Origin of the sequence: Asticcacaulis sp. AC466 (assembly GCF_000495815.1) — a bacterium.
GTDB lineage: Bacteria > Pseudomonadota > Alphaproteobacteria > Caulobacterales > Caulobacteraceae > Asticcacaulis.
Window position 1 is genome coordinate 91,132 of the sequence record NZ_AWGE01000006.1, and the last position, 14,700, is coordinate 105,831.

The window sequence follows — 14,700 nt, forward strand, 5'->3', positions numbered from 1 at the left end:
GCGAATGTCCGCGCTTTGGAGATTGGCTGCCGTGAAATCAGCGCAGCGCTGCGACGTTTTGCAGGCCTGACCGATTGGCCGAGCGCAGTACGCCATCAAGCGCGCCGATCAGGGCTTCTGAGGTGAACGGCTTGGGCAGGAGGCCGTCGCCGCCCGCTTCGAAGCTCTGGTCCGCCAGGCCGCAGGCCTCGGCGCACCCCAGGAAAAGGATGGGCGTATAGGCGAGGTGATGGCCATCTTCGACTTGACGTATTTCACGCGCGGCTTGAAGGCCCGACATGACCGGCATTTCCATGTCCATCAGGACCGCATCATATTCGTTGACCTGATAAGCTTCTACGGCTTCGCGGCCGTCCACGGCGAAATCGACATCTATGCCCGTCGTCGCCAGCATGAGATCGATCATCTTGCGCAGAGTGGAATTGTCTTCGACGCACAAAAGTCTCATAGCCATACTCCTCCTGAGGGCGCGGTTACGCTGACTGATTCGCGCCTGTAACAATGTTATACAATCCGTGTCTTAGTGAAATCTGAACGCGCATTGTTTTTTTATACGGTCCCGGATTGGGAAAATGGCCGGGCCGCACATGGGTATGTGCATGAGCCATGCCTGGAGCGGTTTGCCTAAAGGGTAGTCACGGAAATGTGTGAAGTAGGGTCATGAACAGGGACGTGGTGATTATTGGCGGCGGGCCGGCGGGCGTTGCCTGCGCCATATGGCTTAAAAAACTGGGCGTCGATTGTCTGTTGCTGGAAGCCTCCGGGCGGTTGGGCGGCCTGCAGACACGCAGTCCCTATGAAAACTTGTGGATTCCGGGCGTTCAGGGCAAGACCGGCCAGGCAGTCGCCGCCAGTCTGGAAGCTCATGCCCGGGCATTGGATATCGATATGCGTATGAATAGCCCTGCGCTGTCCGTAGACGGCCTGCGCGTGGCGACGGCAGAGGGCGTTTTCGATGCACGGTTCATAGTGATTGCCACGGGCTCACGTCCGCGCGCGGCCGGTTTCAAAGCGGCCCAGGTCGTGGCCATCGGACCGGGCGAACCGATGGAGGCTCTGGATGTATCAGGCCGCCGGGTGGCTATATTGGGCGGCGGTGACAATGCCTTCGACCAGGCACGCTTCGTGCGTGATCGCGGCGGACAGGTAACGGTTTTTTCGCGCACGCCGCCGCGGGCGCAGGCGGGGTTGCGCGCCCTTGTGTCGGATGTGCCCGTTGTCGTCGGACCTTATGAGGCGGATCAGGCGGCGATGACGGTCAATGACAGGCCGTTCGATGCGTTCGGCGTCATGTTCGGTTTCGAGGCGGTAATCCCGGCAGGCCTGTCCTCGAAATTGGAAAACGGCTATGTGGCCGTCGATCGTGAGGGGCGAACCTCCCTGCCCGGCGTCTACGCCTGCGGCGAAGTCACTGACTTCTGGCACCCTTGCGTCACGACCGCCACGGCGCATGGCATCCAGGTCGCCAAACAGATATCGCTGCGCCTGATTGGTTCTTAACGCATCCGCAGCATTTTTTTGACGCGATTTTAAACCGGATCGTCTATGGTGCCGTCACAGATAAGTGGTGGTGGCTGAATTTTCGATGCCGAATATCAGATCCGAGTACAAGCGCCTGTTGAAATCGGGCGAGATCAAGCCTGATGCGGCGCAAAAATCGGCCATTGAAGCGTTGGTCGTCCTCGAACGCAGAATCCGTCAGAGCCGGGCGACATGGCGCCGGCTGCTCGGCATTCAGCCCCGTGTGTGCGGGCTGTACCTGTGGGGACCGCCGGGACGCGGCAAGTCCATGATGATGGACCTTTTCTACAATAATATCAAAAAGATAACACGTCGACGCGTCCACTTCCACGCCTTCATGGCGGAGGTCCACCATAATATCCGCCTGTGGCGCGAAAGCGATGCCAGGACGCGCCGGATCAATTTCGGCTCGCCGGGCTTCGCACGCAAATGGGGCGACGACCCGATCGCGCCGGTCGCCAAGCTGATCGCCGATCAGACCCAGCTTTTGTGCTTTGATGAGCTTCAGGTCACCGATATCGCCGACGCCACCATCCTGTCGCGTCTGTTCGAAGCGCTGTTTGCGCGCAAGGTGATCCTGGTCGCGACCTCCAACCGGCCGCCGGACGATCTTTACAAGGATGGCCTGAACCGCGAACATATCCTGCCGTTCATTGCCATGATCAAGGCGCGCACCCAGGTTGTCGAAGTGGCGGGCCCCAGGGATTTCCGCATGGATCGTCTGCGCGGCGCCAAGACCTGGTTCTGCCCGTCCAGCGATCCGGAGGCCGTGGCCGGTTTTAACGTGCTATGGAGCGACATGAAGCACCTGATGACGGAGATGGAGTGTGTTCTGACCGTCAATGAACGCAAGATACGCTTCGCCCGCGCCGCCGGTCCCATGTTGCGCGCCACCTTCGCCGAGCTGTGCGGTGCGGCCAATGGTCCCGCCGATTACCTGGCCGTAGCCGACCGCTTCACCACGGTGTTTGTCGAACATGTTCCGGTGCTGTCGCCGGCCAATCGCAATGAGGCCCGTCGCTTCGTCACCCTGATCGACGCCCTGTATGAAGCCGGGGTGAGGACGGTCATTCTGGCCGACGCCGAACCGGCTCAGCTTTATCCCGCGGGCGATGGCGCATTCGAATTTGAACGCACGGTCTCGCGTCTGGAAGAAATGCGGTCGGAAGATTACGTCAACCGCGCCGGATAAACCTTATATCGCCAATATCCGCCGCGCCTGCTCCAGATGCAGACGTTCGACCATTTCCCCGTCGACCGATACAACACCCGCCTTGCTGCCGTCAAAAGCCGCCACGACGGCGTGCGCCCATGCCCGTTCCGCAGCCGACGGGCTAAAGGCCGCCTCAGCGCCTGCAACCTGCGACGGATGGATTAAGGTCTTGCCATCAAACCCCAGGCTGCGGCCGTGTTCGCATTCGGCCATAAATCCGGCCTCGTCCCGGAAGGCATTGTAAACCCCGTCCAGTACGACCCGGTCGTGCGCCCGGCCATGCAGGACGATCTGCGACAGAGCAAGAGCGATGTCCGCCCGGCCGTCCATAGGCCGCGTGCGCAAATCCTTGCGCAGGTCATTCGGTCCGGCGATCAGGCCTCTGAGTGGTAAGGCGGCGATGTCGCCCAGATTGACGACGCCTCGCGCCGTTTCAATCATTGCCCACAGTGGTACGCCGGGCCAGACATGGGCGACGCCTTGGATATCGTCGACCTCATTGACCTTTGGGACGACAAGACCGCCGATCGGCAATCCGGTCAGCGCCTTGTGAATGGCGTTGAGGTATTGCGGATGAATGCGGACCAGGAGGGTCTTGGCCACGAACGCGCCGCGCAATGTCTCCGCCAGTGTGGCCAGGGCGTTGTCCCGTTCGGCATCGCCCACAGCGTCTTCGAGGTCGAAAATCAGCGCGTCGCAGGCCAGCGTCGCGGCCTTGGCCATGGCCCGCGCATTGGCACAGGGGATAAACAGGACAGAACGGTACATGGTGGCATTCCTTTTACGATCACAGACCCTTTATAACGCTGTGACGGAGAAAGCTCTTGTCAGAAAAAGATAGGATCCCCATATTACCTCTACGCCCGCCGTGGCAAGCGCTACGGCTGACCAAATATTGAAACAGGGGTTTCACCTATGAGCGATATGGACACAAACTACGTAGCCTTGCCGTCCGTCGAAGAACAAGCGAAGGATATGGGCCTGCGCAATTTCCTGATGGGCATCTATCAAAAGATGGCTCTCGGTCTTGTGCTGACAGGGGCAATGGCGTGGGCCGTCGCCAATACGCCAGCCATCACGCATTTGCTTTATGATTTCCGCGGTGACATTCGCGCGGGCTACACCCCGCTCGGCTGGATATTTGCCTTCGCTCCGCTGGGCCTCAGCTTCATGTCCGGCATGTTTATGAACCGTCTGAATGCAGCCGTTTCCGGCGCCTTCTATTGGGTGTTCGTCGCCGTAATGGGCGTGTCGCTATCGTCGATCTTCCTGGTCTATACAGGCATTTCGATCGCCAATATCTTCTTCATCACCGCCGCCACCTTCGGCGTGGTCAGCCTGATTGGCTATACCACCAAGGTCAACATGACCGGTTGGGGCGGCTTCTTCTCCGTGGCCGTTCTGGGCATGATCATCGCGGGCCTTGCCAATGCCTTCTTCTTTAAGAGCGGCATCATGATGATGGCCATGTCGGCGATCGGTGTCCTGCTGTTCTCGGCTCTGATCGCCTATCAGACCCAGAGCCTGAAGCAGATGTATTATGCGGTCGGCCAGGCCTCCGCCAATCATCGCGCGGCCCTGACCTATATCGGCGCCATCAGCCTCTATGTCAGCTTTATCAACCTGTTCCTCAGCCTGCTGCAACTGTTCGGCGGCCGTCGCTAAGCGAAAAAGACCCAAATGCGAAACCCCCGGAAGGCGACTTCCGGGGGTTTTTGTATCTGCGTATGGGATGATCTACAGCACGTCGAATTTGCGTTTGTCGAGCACGGCCAGCACGGGACCCAGCTCGCGACCCCGTTTCAGGATCAGGCCGCTCTGGTTATAAACGGCAAAGGCGCCCTGCTTGCGGGCCAGGGCCGGGCGTTTCTCGATGCGGTATAGGGGGGCTTCGCTGGAGCGGCGGAAAATGTTGAAAGCAACCGCATCGGCCAATTGATCGATGGCGTAGTCGCGCCAGTCTCCGGAGGCCACATGCTGACCATACAGCCGCAGGATCAATTCCAGTTCCTTGCGTTCGAAGAAGACGGGGCCCTTGGGGCTGGCGGCGCCATTGAAAGCGCCGCTGAAATCCTGAATACTCATAAGCACAAGACTCTTGGATGAATTCCAGAGGGGATTACGCCCCAAGCGCCTGAATCGCGCAAGTAAATTTGTCGCGCGAAATCGACCCGCCGATTGTATCCGATCTTTATAGGATCGTTATGAAATGGTCGCGGAATGACCTCAATTTGGCCCTTTCGGCGCCGGGTTCCGCAGCGATTATCTATCTGTCGGCCAAGGGCGACGTGCTTTGGGTTCCCCCCTGAACAGCCCCCCCAGCCCCCGGGAATTCGAGTACGCCTTGGCCGGCAGATATTTTCTATCCTTGAGATTTCTTCCCCCGAGATTCGCTGGCGCTGTCACCCCTGGTGACGGCGTCTTTTTTATGCCGTCGCCCACAATCCGATATCGTGGCGAGGCATGGCTTCGAAATAGGGTAGGGCTTCGATCCGTCCCAGCCAGGCCGAAATCTGCGGATAGGGTGTCAGGTCGATGCCGCCTTCCGGTGCGTGAGCAATATAGGCGTAACAGCCCAGATCGGCCAGGGTCACAGATTCGCCCACCAGCCAGTTCTGTTCCGCCAGATGCAGGTTCACCACGGCCAGAAAATCGTTACCCATGCCCTGCGCCGCCGATATGTCGAACGGGGCATTGAACAGGTTGATGCGCCGCGCCAGGGCAAGCCCGTAGGAGATCGGACCGGAGGTCTTGGCCAGCCAGACCATGACCTGGCCGAACAGGGCCGGATCGCGGGGCAGAAGCGTGCCGTCATCGTAGGTCAGGCCGAGATAGGTCAGGATGCCGACGGAATCCCAGATAACCTTGCCGCTATCGTCGATCACCGGCACCTGACCGAAGGGGTTCATCGCCAGGAAGGCGTCGCTTTTCTGTTCCTTTTCGCGCAGGTTGACCTCAATCAGCTCGTAAGGCAGGTCGAGCGCCTTCAGCGTCAGCAGGACGCGGTGCGCATTGCCCGACAGTTGCATGGAATAGAATTTGATCGGTTGAGCGGGCTTGGTCATGTGTGGCCTCAGGCGGACAGGTGAATAAGAAAGAACAACAGGTCGGCGAACAACAGGCAATAGAAGGCGACAATCGCCACCCGATAGCCCGCCAGCACGACCCGGGCGTATAGGGTCATGGCTACATCGTCATCCGACTGGAATATGTCAGCGGAGACGGCATGGCGCAGGCTGAAATTTTCCCAGAAGCCGGGTTTGCGCCACGTTGAGGACGTGCGTGTGAAATAGTGGTCGCGGTATGCGCGATGGGCCAGAACCGCAATCAGCCAAACGAAAAGGGCGGCGATAATCGACCCGGTGATCAGATTTAGCCCCCAATCCATCGTCAGCCGGCTTTCAGATGCAGTAAGACCCGCATTCCCGCGTCGGCGAGCACGAACACCGACGGGCCGATCATGGCGATGGCCAGGAAACGCCACGCGCCGCCGTTGCGCAAGGTGACGATACCGATGCCCAGCGCGACCAGGGCCGCCAACAGGCTTTCGATAGCCAGGACATTGCCGGCAGACGCATCCGACGCCGGCGCCAGGTTGAGCACGATGGCAAAGAAGGCGGCGACCAGTCCCGCTACGGCGATCAGTGTGGCGCGATGTTTCATGATCCTCTCTTACTACGGCGACGTACGGACGCAAATCGTCCGCATCCTGTCGCCAAAGAAAAAGCCTTCCGGCCATTTGACCGGAAGGCTTCTTTTATACAGACGACGTGGAGCTTATTCCGCCGCGTCAGTCGTGACGGCGCCGCGCGCCAGGTTACGCAGGACGTACGGCATGACGCCGCCGTTTTTGTAATATTCCAGTTCCGTCGGTGTATCGATGCGGCAACGGACCGGGAAGCGGGCGACCTTGCCGTCCGAAGCGCGGAACAGCTCGACGATCAGTTCCTGACGGGGCTGGAGGTTTTCCAGGCCGCGAATGGTGACGATTTCCTCGCCGGTCAGGCCGAGCTTGGCCCAGCCATCGACCTTGAATTGCAGCGGCAGCACGCCCATGCCGACCAGGTTCGAACGGTGAATACGTTCGAAGCTTTCGGCGATGACGGCGCGGACGCCGAGCAGCTTTGTGCCCTTGGCGGCCCAGTCACGCGACGAACCGGTGCCGTATTCCTTACCCGCAAAGACGACCAGGTTGCGGCCTTCGGTTTGGTAGCGCATGGCCGCGTCGTAGATCGACATGATGTCGCCCGACGGGAAGTGCTTGGTGACGCCGCCTTCGATTTCCGGGGTCATCTTGTTGCGGATGCGGATATTGGCGAAGGTGCCGCGCATCATGACTTCGTGGTTGCCGCGGCGCGCGCCGTAACCGTTGAATTCCGAAACGGGCACGCCACGGTCGATCAGGTACTTGCCGGCGGGCGAGGCGGCCTTGAACGAACCGGCGGGCGAGATGTGGTCGGTGGTGATCGAGTCACCGAAGACGCCCAGGACGCGGGCTTCTACGATATCGGTGACGCGGTCGGGCGTCATGGTCATGCCGTCGAAGTAGGGCGGGTTGGCGACGTAGGTCGATGACGCGTCCCAGCCATAGGTCTGACCGCCGGCGACCGGAATGGCTTGCCAATGCGTGTCGCCTTTGAAGACGTCCGAATAACGGTTGGCGAACATGGCATTGGTGACGTGCTTGCGTTGCAGCTCGACGACTTCCTGCGTGGTCGGCCAGATGTCCTTGAGGTAAACCGGCTCACCGTTGGAACCGGTGCCGATCGCGTCTTCCGACAGGTTGATCTTAAGCGAGCCGGCCAGGGCGTAGGCAACAACCAACGGCGGCGAGGCCAGGTAGTTGGCGCGGACGTCCGGGTTGACGCGGCCTTCGAAGTTGCGGTTGCCGGAAAGGACCGATGCGGCGACCAGATCGCCGGCATTGACGGCGGCCGAGATGGCTTCCGGCAGCGGGCCCGAATTGCCGATACAGGTGGTGCAGCCATAGCCGACCAGGTTAAAGCCCAGGGCATCCAGGTCTTCGGTCAGGCCGGCGGAGTTGAGGTAGTCGGTGACGACCTGCGAACCGGGCGCCAGCGAGGTCTTGACCCACGGCTTGACCTTCAGGCCAAGGGCGCGCGCTTTGCGGGCGACCAGACCGGCGGCGATCAGAACCGATGGATTGGAGGTGTTGGTGCACGACGTGATGGCCGCAATGACCACGTCGCCATGACCGACATCGAAGTCGGAGCCTTCGACCGGTACGCGCTTGGCTTCATCACCGGCCTTGCCGAACTCGCCTTGCAGGGCGGAGGCGAAGGCGGAGGCGGCATCCGACAACAGGACGCGGTCCTGCGGACGCTTGGGGCCGGCCAGAGACGGCAGGACCGAAGCGAGGTCGAGTTCGAGCGTGTCGGTGAATACCGGCTCATGCTCGGGCTCGAGCCACAGGCCCTGGGCCTTGGCATAGGCTTCGACCAGGGCGACGCGTTCCGGCGTGCGGCCGGTTTCGGCCAGGTAGTTGATGGTCGGCTGCGAGATCGGGAAGAAGCCGCAGGTGGCGCCGTATTCGGGAGCCATGTTGGCGATGGTCGCCTGATCTTCCAGGGTCAGGTTGACGAGGCCGTCGCCGTAATATTCGACGAACTTGCCGACAACGCCCTTCTTGCGCAGCATCTGGGTGACGGTGAGCACGAGGTCAGTGGCGGTGGCGCCTTCCGGCAGCTTGCCTGTCAGCTTGAAGCCGATGACTTCCGGGATCAGCATGGGGATGGGCTGGCCCAGCATGGCGGCTTCGGCTTCGATGCCGCCGACGCCCCAGCCGAGGACCGACAAGCCGTTGACCATGGTGGTGTGCGAGTCGGTGCCGACGACCGTATCCGGATAGGCCACTTCGCCGCCGTCGGCGACGTTGGTCCATACGGTCTGGGCCAGGTATTCCAGGTTCACCTGGTGGCAGATGCCGGTGCCGGGAGGCACGACGCGGAAGTTATTGAAGGCGGAAGAGCCCCAGCGCAGGAAGTTGTAGCGTTCGATATTGCGCTCATATTCGCGATCGACGTTCTGGGTGAACGAGGTCGGCTGGCCGAAATAGTCGACCATGACTGAGTGGTCGATAACCAGATCGACGGGGTTCAGCGGGTTGATCTTCGCCGGATCGGCGCCGAGCTTGACCATGGCGTCGCGCATGGCGGCCAGATCGACAACGGCCGGAACGCCGGTGAAATCCTGCATCAGGACGCGGGCGGGACGGAAGGAAATTTCGTGTTCGACGCTGCCCTTGTTCTTGGCCCATGCCGCCATGGCGCGGATGTCGTCGGCCTTGACCGTATCGCCATCTTCGTTGCGCAGCAGGTTCTCAAGCAGAACCTTGAGGGAGGCGGGAAGCTTGGAGACGCCCTCCAGGCCGTTGGCCTCGGCCGCCTTGAGATCGTAATAGGTGTAGGTTTTATCGCCGACCTTCAGTTCGGCTTTTGACTTGAACGTATCAACGGAAGACATATACGCAGTGTCCTTCTCAGGTTAACCGCCCGGCCGCCCCGATGGCGACCGTAAATACAAGAACGCGCGTGAATGAGGGACGCACAGGGTCTCGACATTGCGCTGCAATACCTTGAAGGCGGAGCATCTGCCTTCTAAACTTCTTATTTGTTTTCGTCTATGTAAGCCGTAAGGCGAAAAGGGTTATTTTTATGGGCGTGAGTCTGAAGGTGAGGGAGCTGTCCCTGAAGAAGGGATATAACCTTTTGATTCATAATTTGAATTTTGACTTATTGCCGGGCCGGGCGATCAGTCTGACCGGTGAAAATGGCGTCGGAAAAACAACGCTTTTGCGCACCCTGGCCGGCTTTCTGACGCCCCATGCCGGAACGATACGTGCGTATGAGAATGATGTGCAGCTTGAATCGGAAATCTGGCAGAGCCGCATGGTCCATTTCCTCGGGCACCACGACGCCTTGAGCCCGTCGCGTACCGTGTTGCAGGAATTGCGGTTTCAGGCGGATTTTCTCGGCGGCGACCTGGCAGGTATCGGCGCGCTCAGGCTCGATACCCTGCTCGATCTGGAAACGCGCCATCTGTCGGCTGGCCAGAAACGCCGCCTGTCCTGTGCCCGGTTGTTGATGGCCAGGCGTCCCCTATGGCTGCTGGATGAGCCGATGGCGCCGCTCGATGTCGATCACCGCGCCTTGCTCGGCAGCCTGATGCAGGCGCATCTGGCCGACGGCGGCATGATCATCGCGGCCGTGCACGACGCGCTGCCGTTCGATACCCAGGCCTTGCGCCTGGAGCGCCCGACGATGCGGGATCGTGAGGCGGCCTGTGTCTGATTTCCGTCGCGCCGCCCTTGCCCTTATCAGGCGTGACCTGGGTCTGTCGCTCACCCGTGGCGGCGGACCGCTGCTGGCAGTTGGTTTTTACCTGACCCTGATGGCGATGATCCCCTTAAGCCTTGGTCCCGATCAGGCTGTTTTGTCGCGTATCGCCGCCGGCCTGACCTGGCTGTGTCTGGCGCTATCGAGCCTGCTGTCCCTCGAACGTTTGTTCGAGCGCGACTACGAAGACGCTGTCTTCGACACCCTGCGCCTCGGCCCCCTGCCGCTTGAACTGATCGCCCTGCTGAAGGTTCTGAGCCAGTGGCTGGGCACCGGCGTAATCCTGTCGCTGATGACGCCGGTGGTGATGATCATCCTGGGGGCGCCGGCGTCCTTGGCGCTAATGGGGCTTGTCTCCGCCTGTCTCGGATCGCTGAGCTTCGCGCTGATCGGAGGTATCGGCGCCTCGCTGGCGCTGGGGTCGCGTAAGGGCGGCGTCCTGATGGCCTTGCTGGTCCTGCCCTTCTATGTGCCGCCGGTGATTTTCGGGGCGGGGTTGATGCAGGCGACGCAGACGGGGGCTTCACCGGCCCAGGCCCTGGCCTTTCTCGGCGCCTATGCCCTGTTTGCCCTGGCTTTGGGGCCAATTGCCATGGGCGCTGCGTTGCGCGGTGCCTTGAGTTGACCCTTACCAGGGCAGAAAGCGCGTCGTCTTGATGTGGTGTTCGCGATAGACGCTGCGGCGGCTGGCGCCGAACCAGTAGCGGGCGGGGATGCTGAAAGCCACCATTGCCAGCACTGCGCCCTTGACCCACATCTGCATTTGCCCCTCTTCTTTGACGAAGTACCAAATGGCGACCGTCGCTGCGACCATGCCCATTGTCGCGATTGCGGCAATGCACCGGCACTCCTTGCGCATATCGACATAGTAGATGGTGAAGGTCAGAAGGGCGATTACGCCCAGAATAAACAGGTTAAACAACATGCTGCGCCTCCCAGCGTGTCTCCATCCTACTCGAAAACCGGAAGGAACTGGTTAACGTGCGACGGCGCATCCTCTTGCCCAAAAACACCAAACCCCCTATGTGCGAAGCATGATCAATTTCCTCGCCAATCCGGAACGCTTCACGCGCCTTACCCGGCCCTTGCGCCCATGGCTGGCCGGCATGGCAGGCCTGCTGTTCGTCTGGGGTCTCTATCTGTGTTTTGCCTCGCCCGAGGATTACCAGCAGGGCGATACGGTGCGCATCATGTACGTGCACGTTCCGGCCGCCTGGATGGGCCTTGCCGTCTATGCCGCCATGGGGCTGGCCAGCTTCTTCGGCCTGATCTTCCGTCATTCCCTGGCCGATGCGGCCGCTAAGGCGATTGCACCCATTGGGGCGGTTTTCACGGCGCTGGCCCTGGTGACGGGGGCTTTGTGGGGCATGCCGATGTGGGGCACGCCATGGCAATGGGACGGCCGCATGACGTCCGAGCTGGTGTTGCTGTTGTTTTATATCGGCTATATCGCCCTTCATGCCTCGATCGAGGATGAGGGCCGCGCCGCGCGTTCGACCGCCATCCTGGCCATGGTCGGTCTGGTCAATCTGCCCATCGTGCATTTTTCGGTGCAGTGGTGGAACAGCCTGCATCAGGGCGACTCGATTTTCGTCAAGGGCGGACCGACCATCGGTGCGCCCATGCTTTGGCCTTTGTTTGTCATGGTGGCGGCTTATCATCTGCTGACCGCCTGGCTGTTCCTGGTGCGGCTCGATTCTGAAATTCTCGCCCGCAAGTATCGCGCCCTGCGCGCGCGTCTGAGCTTCAACTAGGGAGATCGTCATGGACCTCGATATGGGCAAATATGTCGTTTTCGTCTGGGGCTGCTATGGCGCGACCGCAATCGGTTTGGGCGGCCTCATACTGGCGTCGCTTCGCACCCATATGCGTCGCCGAAAGGTGCTGGAGGCGCTTCAGGCCGCGGCGGATGAGGCGAAGACATGAAGCGCATTCTGGCCTTTGCGCCCCTGGTTCTGTTCGTCGGCCTTCTGGCGGTTCTCGGCTACTACAATTTCCACAAGAAGCCGCAATCCGAATTGCGCGCCATGGTCGGCAAATCCGTGCCAGACCTTTCGCTTGTGGATTTGCAAGACGGGACGCAAACCGAGCTGAAGGGCCTGGTCACGGCGTCGGGCAAGCCGGTGCTGGTCAATTTCTTTGCGTCGTGGTGCGCGCCCTGCATCAGCGAAAACCCGCAGCTGATGGCGCTGAAGGCCAGGGGGGTTACGATCATCGGCATCGCCTGGAAGGACGAGCCGCAGAACACGCTGAAATTTCTGGCCCAGCATGACAATCCGTTTTCCCGGACCCTGGCCGATCCGGACGGCCGGATGGCGCTGGCTTTTGGCAATTCCGGTGTGCCGGAAACCTATATCATCGCCCCGGACGGCACAATCACCGACAAGATCACCGGCCCGATCGTGCCGGCGACTCTGGATGAGGTCTATGCAAAGGTCAGCGGAAAGTCGCTGCCTCAGTAGTGCGGCGGCCGCGTCACCGGCGGGGCGTCGCCGGCGCCCGATTCGACGGTTTCAATGCGTTCGCCTAACCGCCCCAGCATGCGGCGCATCTGGTCGATGATCTTCCATTGTTCGGCCAACTGATCCGACAACTCGTCAATCGTCTTGACCTGATGAGCCACGGTTTCCTCTAGCGCGGTGACGCGGTCTTCAATCATCTTTGGCCCTCGCTGTTGCGGAACGGGTCTAGGGGATAGGTGCCGAGGATTTCGACATCGACAGCGAAGAAGTTGAGTTCTTCCAGGGCCTGTTTCAGGCCCTTGTCGTTCGGCCGTCCTTCGACATCGCAATAGAAGACTGTCGAGGCGAAGACGCCGTTTTCGATATAGGATTCCAGCTTGGTCATGTTGACGCCATTGGTGGCGAAGCCGCCGAGCGCCTTGTACAGCGACGCCGGTATATTCTTCACCCGGAATATGAAACTGGTCATGCACTCGACATCGGGCGCGGGGGCGACCACGCGGTCTTCCGTCGTCAGGATGAGAAAGCGCGTGGTATTGTGGCGGGCGTCTTCCATGTTGCGGCGGAGAATTTTGAGGCCGTACAACTCGGCCGCTGGTTCCGGGGCAATGACGGCGCGGTCCAGTTCGCGCGTCTGCGACAGGGCACGGGCGGCGCCCGCCGTATCGTGGAAGACTTCGGCGGTGATGTTCAGTTCGCGCAGGGCGTTTCGGCATTGCAACAGCGCCATGGTGTGCGACGCGGCAACCTTGATGTCTTCCAACTTGGCTTCCGGCACAGCCATAAGCATCATTTCGATCGGCAGGAAGCGCTCGCCGATGATCTTCAGGCCGGAATTCGGCAACAGGTGGTGAACGTCGGTGACCCGCCCGGCCACGGAATTTTCGATCGGGATCATACCCAGTTCACACGTACCTTCGCGCACAGCCGCGAAGGCGGCTTCGAAGGTCGGGAACGGGGTCGGGGTAAAGTCGCCAAACCAACGCTTGATGGCCTGATGGCTGAATGCCCCGGGCTCGCCTTGATAGGCGATCTTGCGATGGGTCTGCACGTTCATTTAGGTAACCTTCTCCGTCGAAAATGCCAAAGCCCGAAGAGCTTTGGCGGGTTGGTCGCGCGCCCGGCTATCAGGCCCCACAGCACGAAGCCGTCAGGCTTCGCACGGATGAGACGTCGAGGCGATTGGGCGGCAAAGGGTGCGACGAAATGCCACTATTGTGCCACTTTTGGGGCGTCGGTGGCATTTCGTCGCTTGCGCAAATGGCGGTAGCGTGTCAGAGAGCCAAAGGCAAGTAGATGAATGCGCGTTGCTTGCGCCGATATTGACAGTCGTGTCTGCGGCCTTAAGCTTCGTGAACAAAAGAATCACAGGGTGACTTGGCAATATGAGCGGCGACCTTCAAGTAAATAAAATTCTCGGTGCGGTTCTGGCGACCGGCCTCGTTATCATGGGCGTCAAGCTGGGCGCTGAAGCGATCTATAAGCGCGAAGCCCCGGAAAAGCCTGGCTATGCCATCGAAGTGGCGGAAGCCGCTGCCGGCGGTGGCGCCGCCGCTGTGGAAGTCCTGCCGGACTGGGGCACGGTCATTCCTAAGGCAGACCTCGCCGCCGGTGAAAAGACATTCCAGACCAAGTGTACCTCCTGCCATAACAATGCCAATGGCGGCCCGAACGCTACCGGCCCGAACCTTTGGGGTGTTGTCGGCCGTCCGACGGCGTCGCACGGCGGTTTCGCCTATTCCGACGCCATGAAGGCCCACGCCACCGATGCGCCGAACTGGACCTGGGACGCGTTGTTCCACTTCCTTGGCGCGCCGCAGAAGGTGGTCAAGGGTACCAAGATGACCTTCGCCGGCGTCAAGAAGCCGGAAGAACGCATCAACCTTATCGCTTACCTGCATAGCCAGGGATCGACTGGTTACGCCGTTCCGGCTCCCGACCCGTCACGCGCACCGGGTGCGGCTCCTGCCGCAGGTGCGGCACCAGCTTCAGGCGCAGCGCCTGCGGCGGGCGCGCCGACGACCGAAACCCCGGCCAAGCCGGCTTCGGGTGCCAAGGCGGATACGCCTCTGTCGGGTGGCTCCGCCGCCTCGTCTTCGGCCGCCGCGCCAAAGCCCTGAGTTTCAGGGGCCTGATCGGCTGGCAATTC

The 14,700-nt window shown here is 60.7% G+C and carries 19 protein-coding genes; 9 read left to right on the forward strand and 10 right to left on the reverse strand.

What is annotated here, in order from left to right; translation table 11 throughout:
- Positions 1-37 precede the first annotated feature (37 nt).
- The gene (locus AEAC466_RS29260) at positions 38-454 is read right to left on the reverse strand and encodes a response regulator (protein WP_235074195.1); all 417 of its coding nucleotides are present in this window, start codon (positions 452-454) and stop codon (positions 38-40) included.
- A 206-nt stretch (positions 455-660) separates the two neighbouring features.
- Here AEAC466_RS29260 and AEAC466_RS29265 point away from each other — a divergent pair, with 206 nt between their 5' ends.
- Positions 661-1,500, forward strand: a complete 840-nt coding sequence (locus AEAC466_RS29265; protein ID WP_023457340.1) for an NAD(P)/FAD-dependent oxidoreductase — start codon at positions 661-663, stop codon at positions 1,498-1,500.
- 85 nt (positions 1,501-1,585) lie between these two features.
- Positions 1,586-2,713, forward strand: a complete 1,128-nt coding sequence (gene zapE / locus AEAC466_RS29270; protein ID WP_031238417.1) for a cell division protein ZapE — start codon at positions 1,586-1,588, stop codon at positions 2,711-2,713.
- Positions 2,714-2,716: 3 nt separating this feature from the next.
- Here zapE and AEAC466_RS29275 read toward each other — a convergent pair whose 3' ends face one another.
- Complete coding sequence (locus AEAC466_RS29275; RefSeq protein WP_023457342.1) at positions 2,717-3,502, reverse strand: HpcH/HpaI aldolase/citrate lyase family protein; 786 nt, start codon at positions 3,500-3,502, stop codon at positions 2,717-2,719.
- 147 nt (positions 3,503-3,649) lie between these two features.
- Between AEAC466_RS29275 and AEAC466_RS29280 the strand changes: the two genes are divergently transcribed.
- Positions 3,650-4,399 carry a Bax inhibitor-1/YccA family protein gene (locus tag AEAC466_RS29280; protein WP_023457343.1) on the forward strand — a complete coding sequence of 250 codons (750 nt, stop codon included), beginning with the start codon at positions 3,650-3,652 and terminating at the stop codon, positions 4,397-4,399.
- A gap of 72 nt (positions 4,400-4,471) precedes the next feature.
- Here AEAC466_RS29280 and AEAC466_RS29285 read toward each other — a convergent pair whose 3' ends face one another.
- From AEAC466_RS29285 to acnA, 5 genes are all read right to left on the reverse strand, one after another.
- Complete coding sequence (locus AEAC466_RS29285; RefSeq protein ID WP_023457344.1) at positions 4,472-4,819, reverse strand: DUF2794 domain-containing protein; 348 nt, start codon at positions 4,817-4,819, stop codon at positions 4,472-4,474.
- A 341-nt stretch (positions 4,820-5,160) separates the two neighbouring features.
- Positions 5,161-5,799: a glutathione S-transferase family protein gene (locus AEAC466_RS29290; RefSeq protein ID WP_023457346.1), complete on the reverse strand. Its 639-nt coding sequence runs from the start codon at positions 5,797-5,799 to the stop codon at positions 5,161-5,163.
- Positions 5,800-5,807: 8 nt separating this feature from the next.
- Positions 5,808-6,122 (reverse strand): hypothetical protein, encoded by a 315-nt coding sequence (locus AEAC466_RS29295; protein WP_023457347.1) that lies wholly within the window; start codon positions 6,120-6,122, stop codon positions 5,808-5,810.
- 2 nt (positions 6,123-6,124) lie between these two features.
- On the reverse strand, positions 6,125-6,397 hold the full coding sequence (locus AEAC466_RS29300) for a hypothetical protein (protein ID WP_023457348.1): 273 nt from the start codon (positions 6,395-6,397) through the stop codon (positions 6,125-6,127).
- Between the two features lie 114 nt (positions 6,398-6,511).
- On the reverse strand, positions 6,512-9,217 hold the full coding sequence (acnA, locus tag AEAC466_RS29305) for an aconitate hydratase AcnA (protein WP_023457349.1): 2,706 nt from the start codon (positions 9,215-9,217) through the stop codon (positions 6,512-6,514).
- A 191-nt stretch (positions 9,218-9,408) separates the two neighbouring features.
- Between acnA and ccmA the strand changes: the two genes are divergently transcribed.
- Together ccmA and ccmB are read left to right on the forward strand one after the other, a co-directional pair.
- A complete protein-coding gene (gene ccmA, locus AEAC466_RS29310) occupies positions 9,409-10,044 on the forward strand; it encodes a heme ABC exporter ATP-binding protein CcmA (RefSeq protein ID WP_023457350.1) in 636 nt (211 codons plus the stop codon).
- Positions 10,037-10,714 carry a heme exporter protein CcmB gene (gene ccmB, locus AEAC466_RS29315; protein ID WP_023457351.1) on the forward strand — a complete coding sequence of 226 codons (678 nt, stop codon included), beginning with the start codon at positions 10,037-10,039 and terminating at the stop codon, positions 10,712-10,714. Before ccmA ends, ccmB begins: the two co-directional genes overlap by 8 nt.
- Before the next feature lie 3 nt (positions 10,715-10,717).
- Here ccmB and AEAC466_RS29320 read toward each other — a convergent pair whose 3' ends face one another.
- Positions 10,718-11,014, reverse strand: coding sequence for a hypothetical protein (locus AEAC466_RS29320; RefSeq protein ID WP_023457352.1), 297 nt, complete (start codon positions 11,012-11,014; stop codon positions 10,718-10,720).
- A gap of 109 nt (positions 11,015-11,123) precedes the next feature.
- Between AEAC466_RS29320 and ccmC the strand changes: the two genes are divergently transcribed.
- The 3 genes from ccmC to AEAC466_RS29335 are packed head-to-tail and all read left to right on the forward strand — an operon-like array spanning position 11,124 to position 12,551.
- The gene (gene ccmC, locus AEAC466_RS29325; RefSeq protein WP_023457353.1) at positions 11,124-11,843 is read left to right on the forward strand and encodes a heme ABC transporter permease CcmC; all 720 of its coding nucleotides are present in this window, start codon (positions 11,124-11,126) and stop codon (positions 11,841-11,843) included.
- 10 nt (positions 11,844-11,853) lie between these two features.
- A complete protein-coding gene (ccmD, locus tag AEAC466_RS29330) occupies positions 11,854-12,015 on the forward strand; it encodes a heme exporter protein CcmD (protein WP_023457354.1) in 162 nt (53 codons plus the stop codon).
- Complete coding sequence (locus AEAC466_RS29335) at positions 12,012-12,551, forward strand: DsbE family thiol:disulfide interchange protein (protein WP_023457355.1); 540 nt, start codon at positions 12,012-12,014, stop codon at positions 12,549-12,551. The genes ccmD and AEAC466_RS29335 overlap by 4 nt, the downstream gene beginning before the upstream one ends.
- Here AEAC466_RS29335 and AEAC466_RS29340 read toward each other — a convergent pair.
- Positions 12,545-12,748, reverse strand: coding sequence for a SlyX family protein (locus tag AEAC466_RS29340; protein WP_023457356.1), 204 nt, complete (start codon positions 12,746-12,748; stop codon positions 12,545-12,547). The two genes, AEAC466_RS29335 and AEAC466_RS29340, sit on opposite strands and share 7 nt — an antisense overlap.
- Positions 12,745-13,608, reverse strand: a complete 864-nt coding sequence (locus AEAC466_RS29345) for a prephenate dehydratase (protein ID WP_023457357.1) — start codon at positions 13,606-13,608, stop codon at positions 12,745-12,747. Before AEAC466_RS29345 ends, AEAC466_RS29340 begins: the two co-directional genes overlap by 4 nt.
- A gap of 328 nt (positions 13,609-13,936) precedes the next feature.
- Here AEAC466_RS29345 and AEAC466_RS29350 point away from each other — a divergent pair, with 328 nt between their 5' ends.
- A complete protein-coding gene (locus AEAC466_RS29350) occupies positions 13,937-14,671 on the forward strand; it encodes a c-type cytochrome (RefSeq protein WP_023457358.1) in 735 nt (244 codons plus the stop codon).
- Positions 14,672-14,700 lie beyond the last annotated feature (29 nt).

Bases quoted from the DNA above. Each gene is read 5' to 3' on its own strand.
- AEAC466_RS29275 (WP_023457342.1), bottom strand. From the start codon at position 3,502: ATGTACCGTTCTGTCCTGTTTATCCCCTGTGCCAATGCGCGGGCCATG.
- AEAC466_RS29300 (WP_023457348.1), bottom strand. From the start codon at position 6,397: ATGAAACATCGCGCCACACTGATCGCCGTAGCGGGACTGGTCGCCGCC.
- zapE (WP_031238417.1), top strand. From the start codon at position 1,586: ATGCCGAATATCAGATCCGAGTACAAGCGCCTGTTGAAATCGGGCGAG.
- AEAC466_RS29285 (WP_023457344.1), bottom strand. From the start codon at position 4,819: ATGAGTATTCAGGATTTCAGCGGCGCTTTCAATGGCGCCGCCAGCCCC.
- AEAC466_RS29320 (WP_023457352.1), bottom strand. From the start codon at position 11,014: ATGTTGTTTAACCTGTTTATTCTGGGCGTAATCGCCCTTCTGACCTTC.
- ccmD (WP_023457354.1), top strand. From the start codon at position 11,854: ATGGACCTCGATATGGGCAAATATGTCGTTTTCGTCTGGGGCTGCTAT.
- AEAC466_RS29265 (WP_023457340.1), top strand. From the start codon at position 661: ATGAACAGGGACGTGGTGATTATTGGCGGCGGGCCGGCGGGCGTTGCC.
- acnA (WP_023457349.1), bottom strand. From the start codon at position 9,217: ATGTCTTCCGTTGATACGTTCAAGTCAAAAGCCGAACTGAAGGTCGGC.
- AEAC466_RS29345 (WP_023457357.1), bottom strand. From the start codon at position 13,608: ATGAACGTGCAGACCCATCGCAAGATCGCCTATCAAGGCGAGCCCGGG.
- ccmA (WP_023457350.1), top strand. From the start codon at position 9,409: ATGGGCGTGAGTCTGAAGGTGAGGGAGCTGTCCCTGAAGAAGGGATAT.
- AEAC466_RS29260 (WP_235074195.1), bottom strand. From the start codon at position 454: ATGGCTATGAGACTTTTGTGCGTCGAAGACAATTCCACTCTGCGCAAG.
- ccmC (WP_023457353.1), top strand. From the start codon at position 11,124: ATGATCAATTTCCTCGCCAATCCGGAACGCTTCACGCGCCTTACCCGG.
- AEAC466_RS29350 (WP_023457358.1), top strand. From the start codon at position 13,937: ATGAGCGGCGACCTTCAAGTAAATAAAATTCTCGGTGCGGTTCTGGCG.
- AEAC466_RS29340 (WP_023457356.1), bottom strand. From the start codon at position 12,748: ATGATTGAAGACCGCGTCACCGCGCTAGAGGAAACCGTGGCTCATCAG.
- AEAC466_RS29335 (WP_023457355.1), top strand. From the start codon at position 12,012: ATGAAGCGCATTCTGGCCTTTGCGCCCCTGGTTCTGTTCGTCGGCCTT.
- AEAC466_RS29295 (WP_023457347.1), bottom strand. From the start codon at position 6,122: ATGGATTGGGGGCTAAATCTGATCACCGGGTCGATTATCGCCGCCCTT.
- AEAC466_RS29290 (WP_023457346.1), bottom strand. From the start codon at position 5,799: ATGACCAAGCCCGCTCAACCGATCAAATTCTATTCCATGCAACTGTCG.
- AEAC466_RS29280 (WP_023457343.1), top strand. From the start codon at position 3,650: ATGAGCGATATGGACACAAACTACGTAGCCTTGCCGTCCGTCGAAGAA.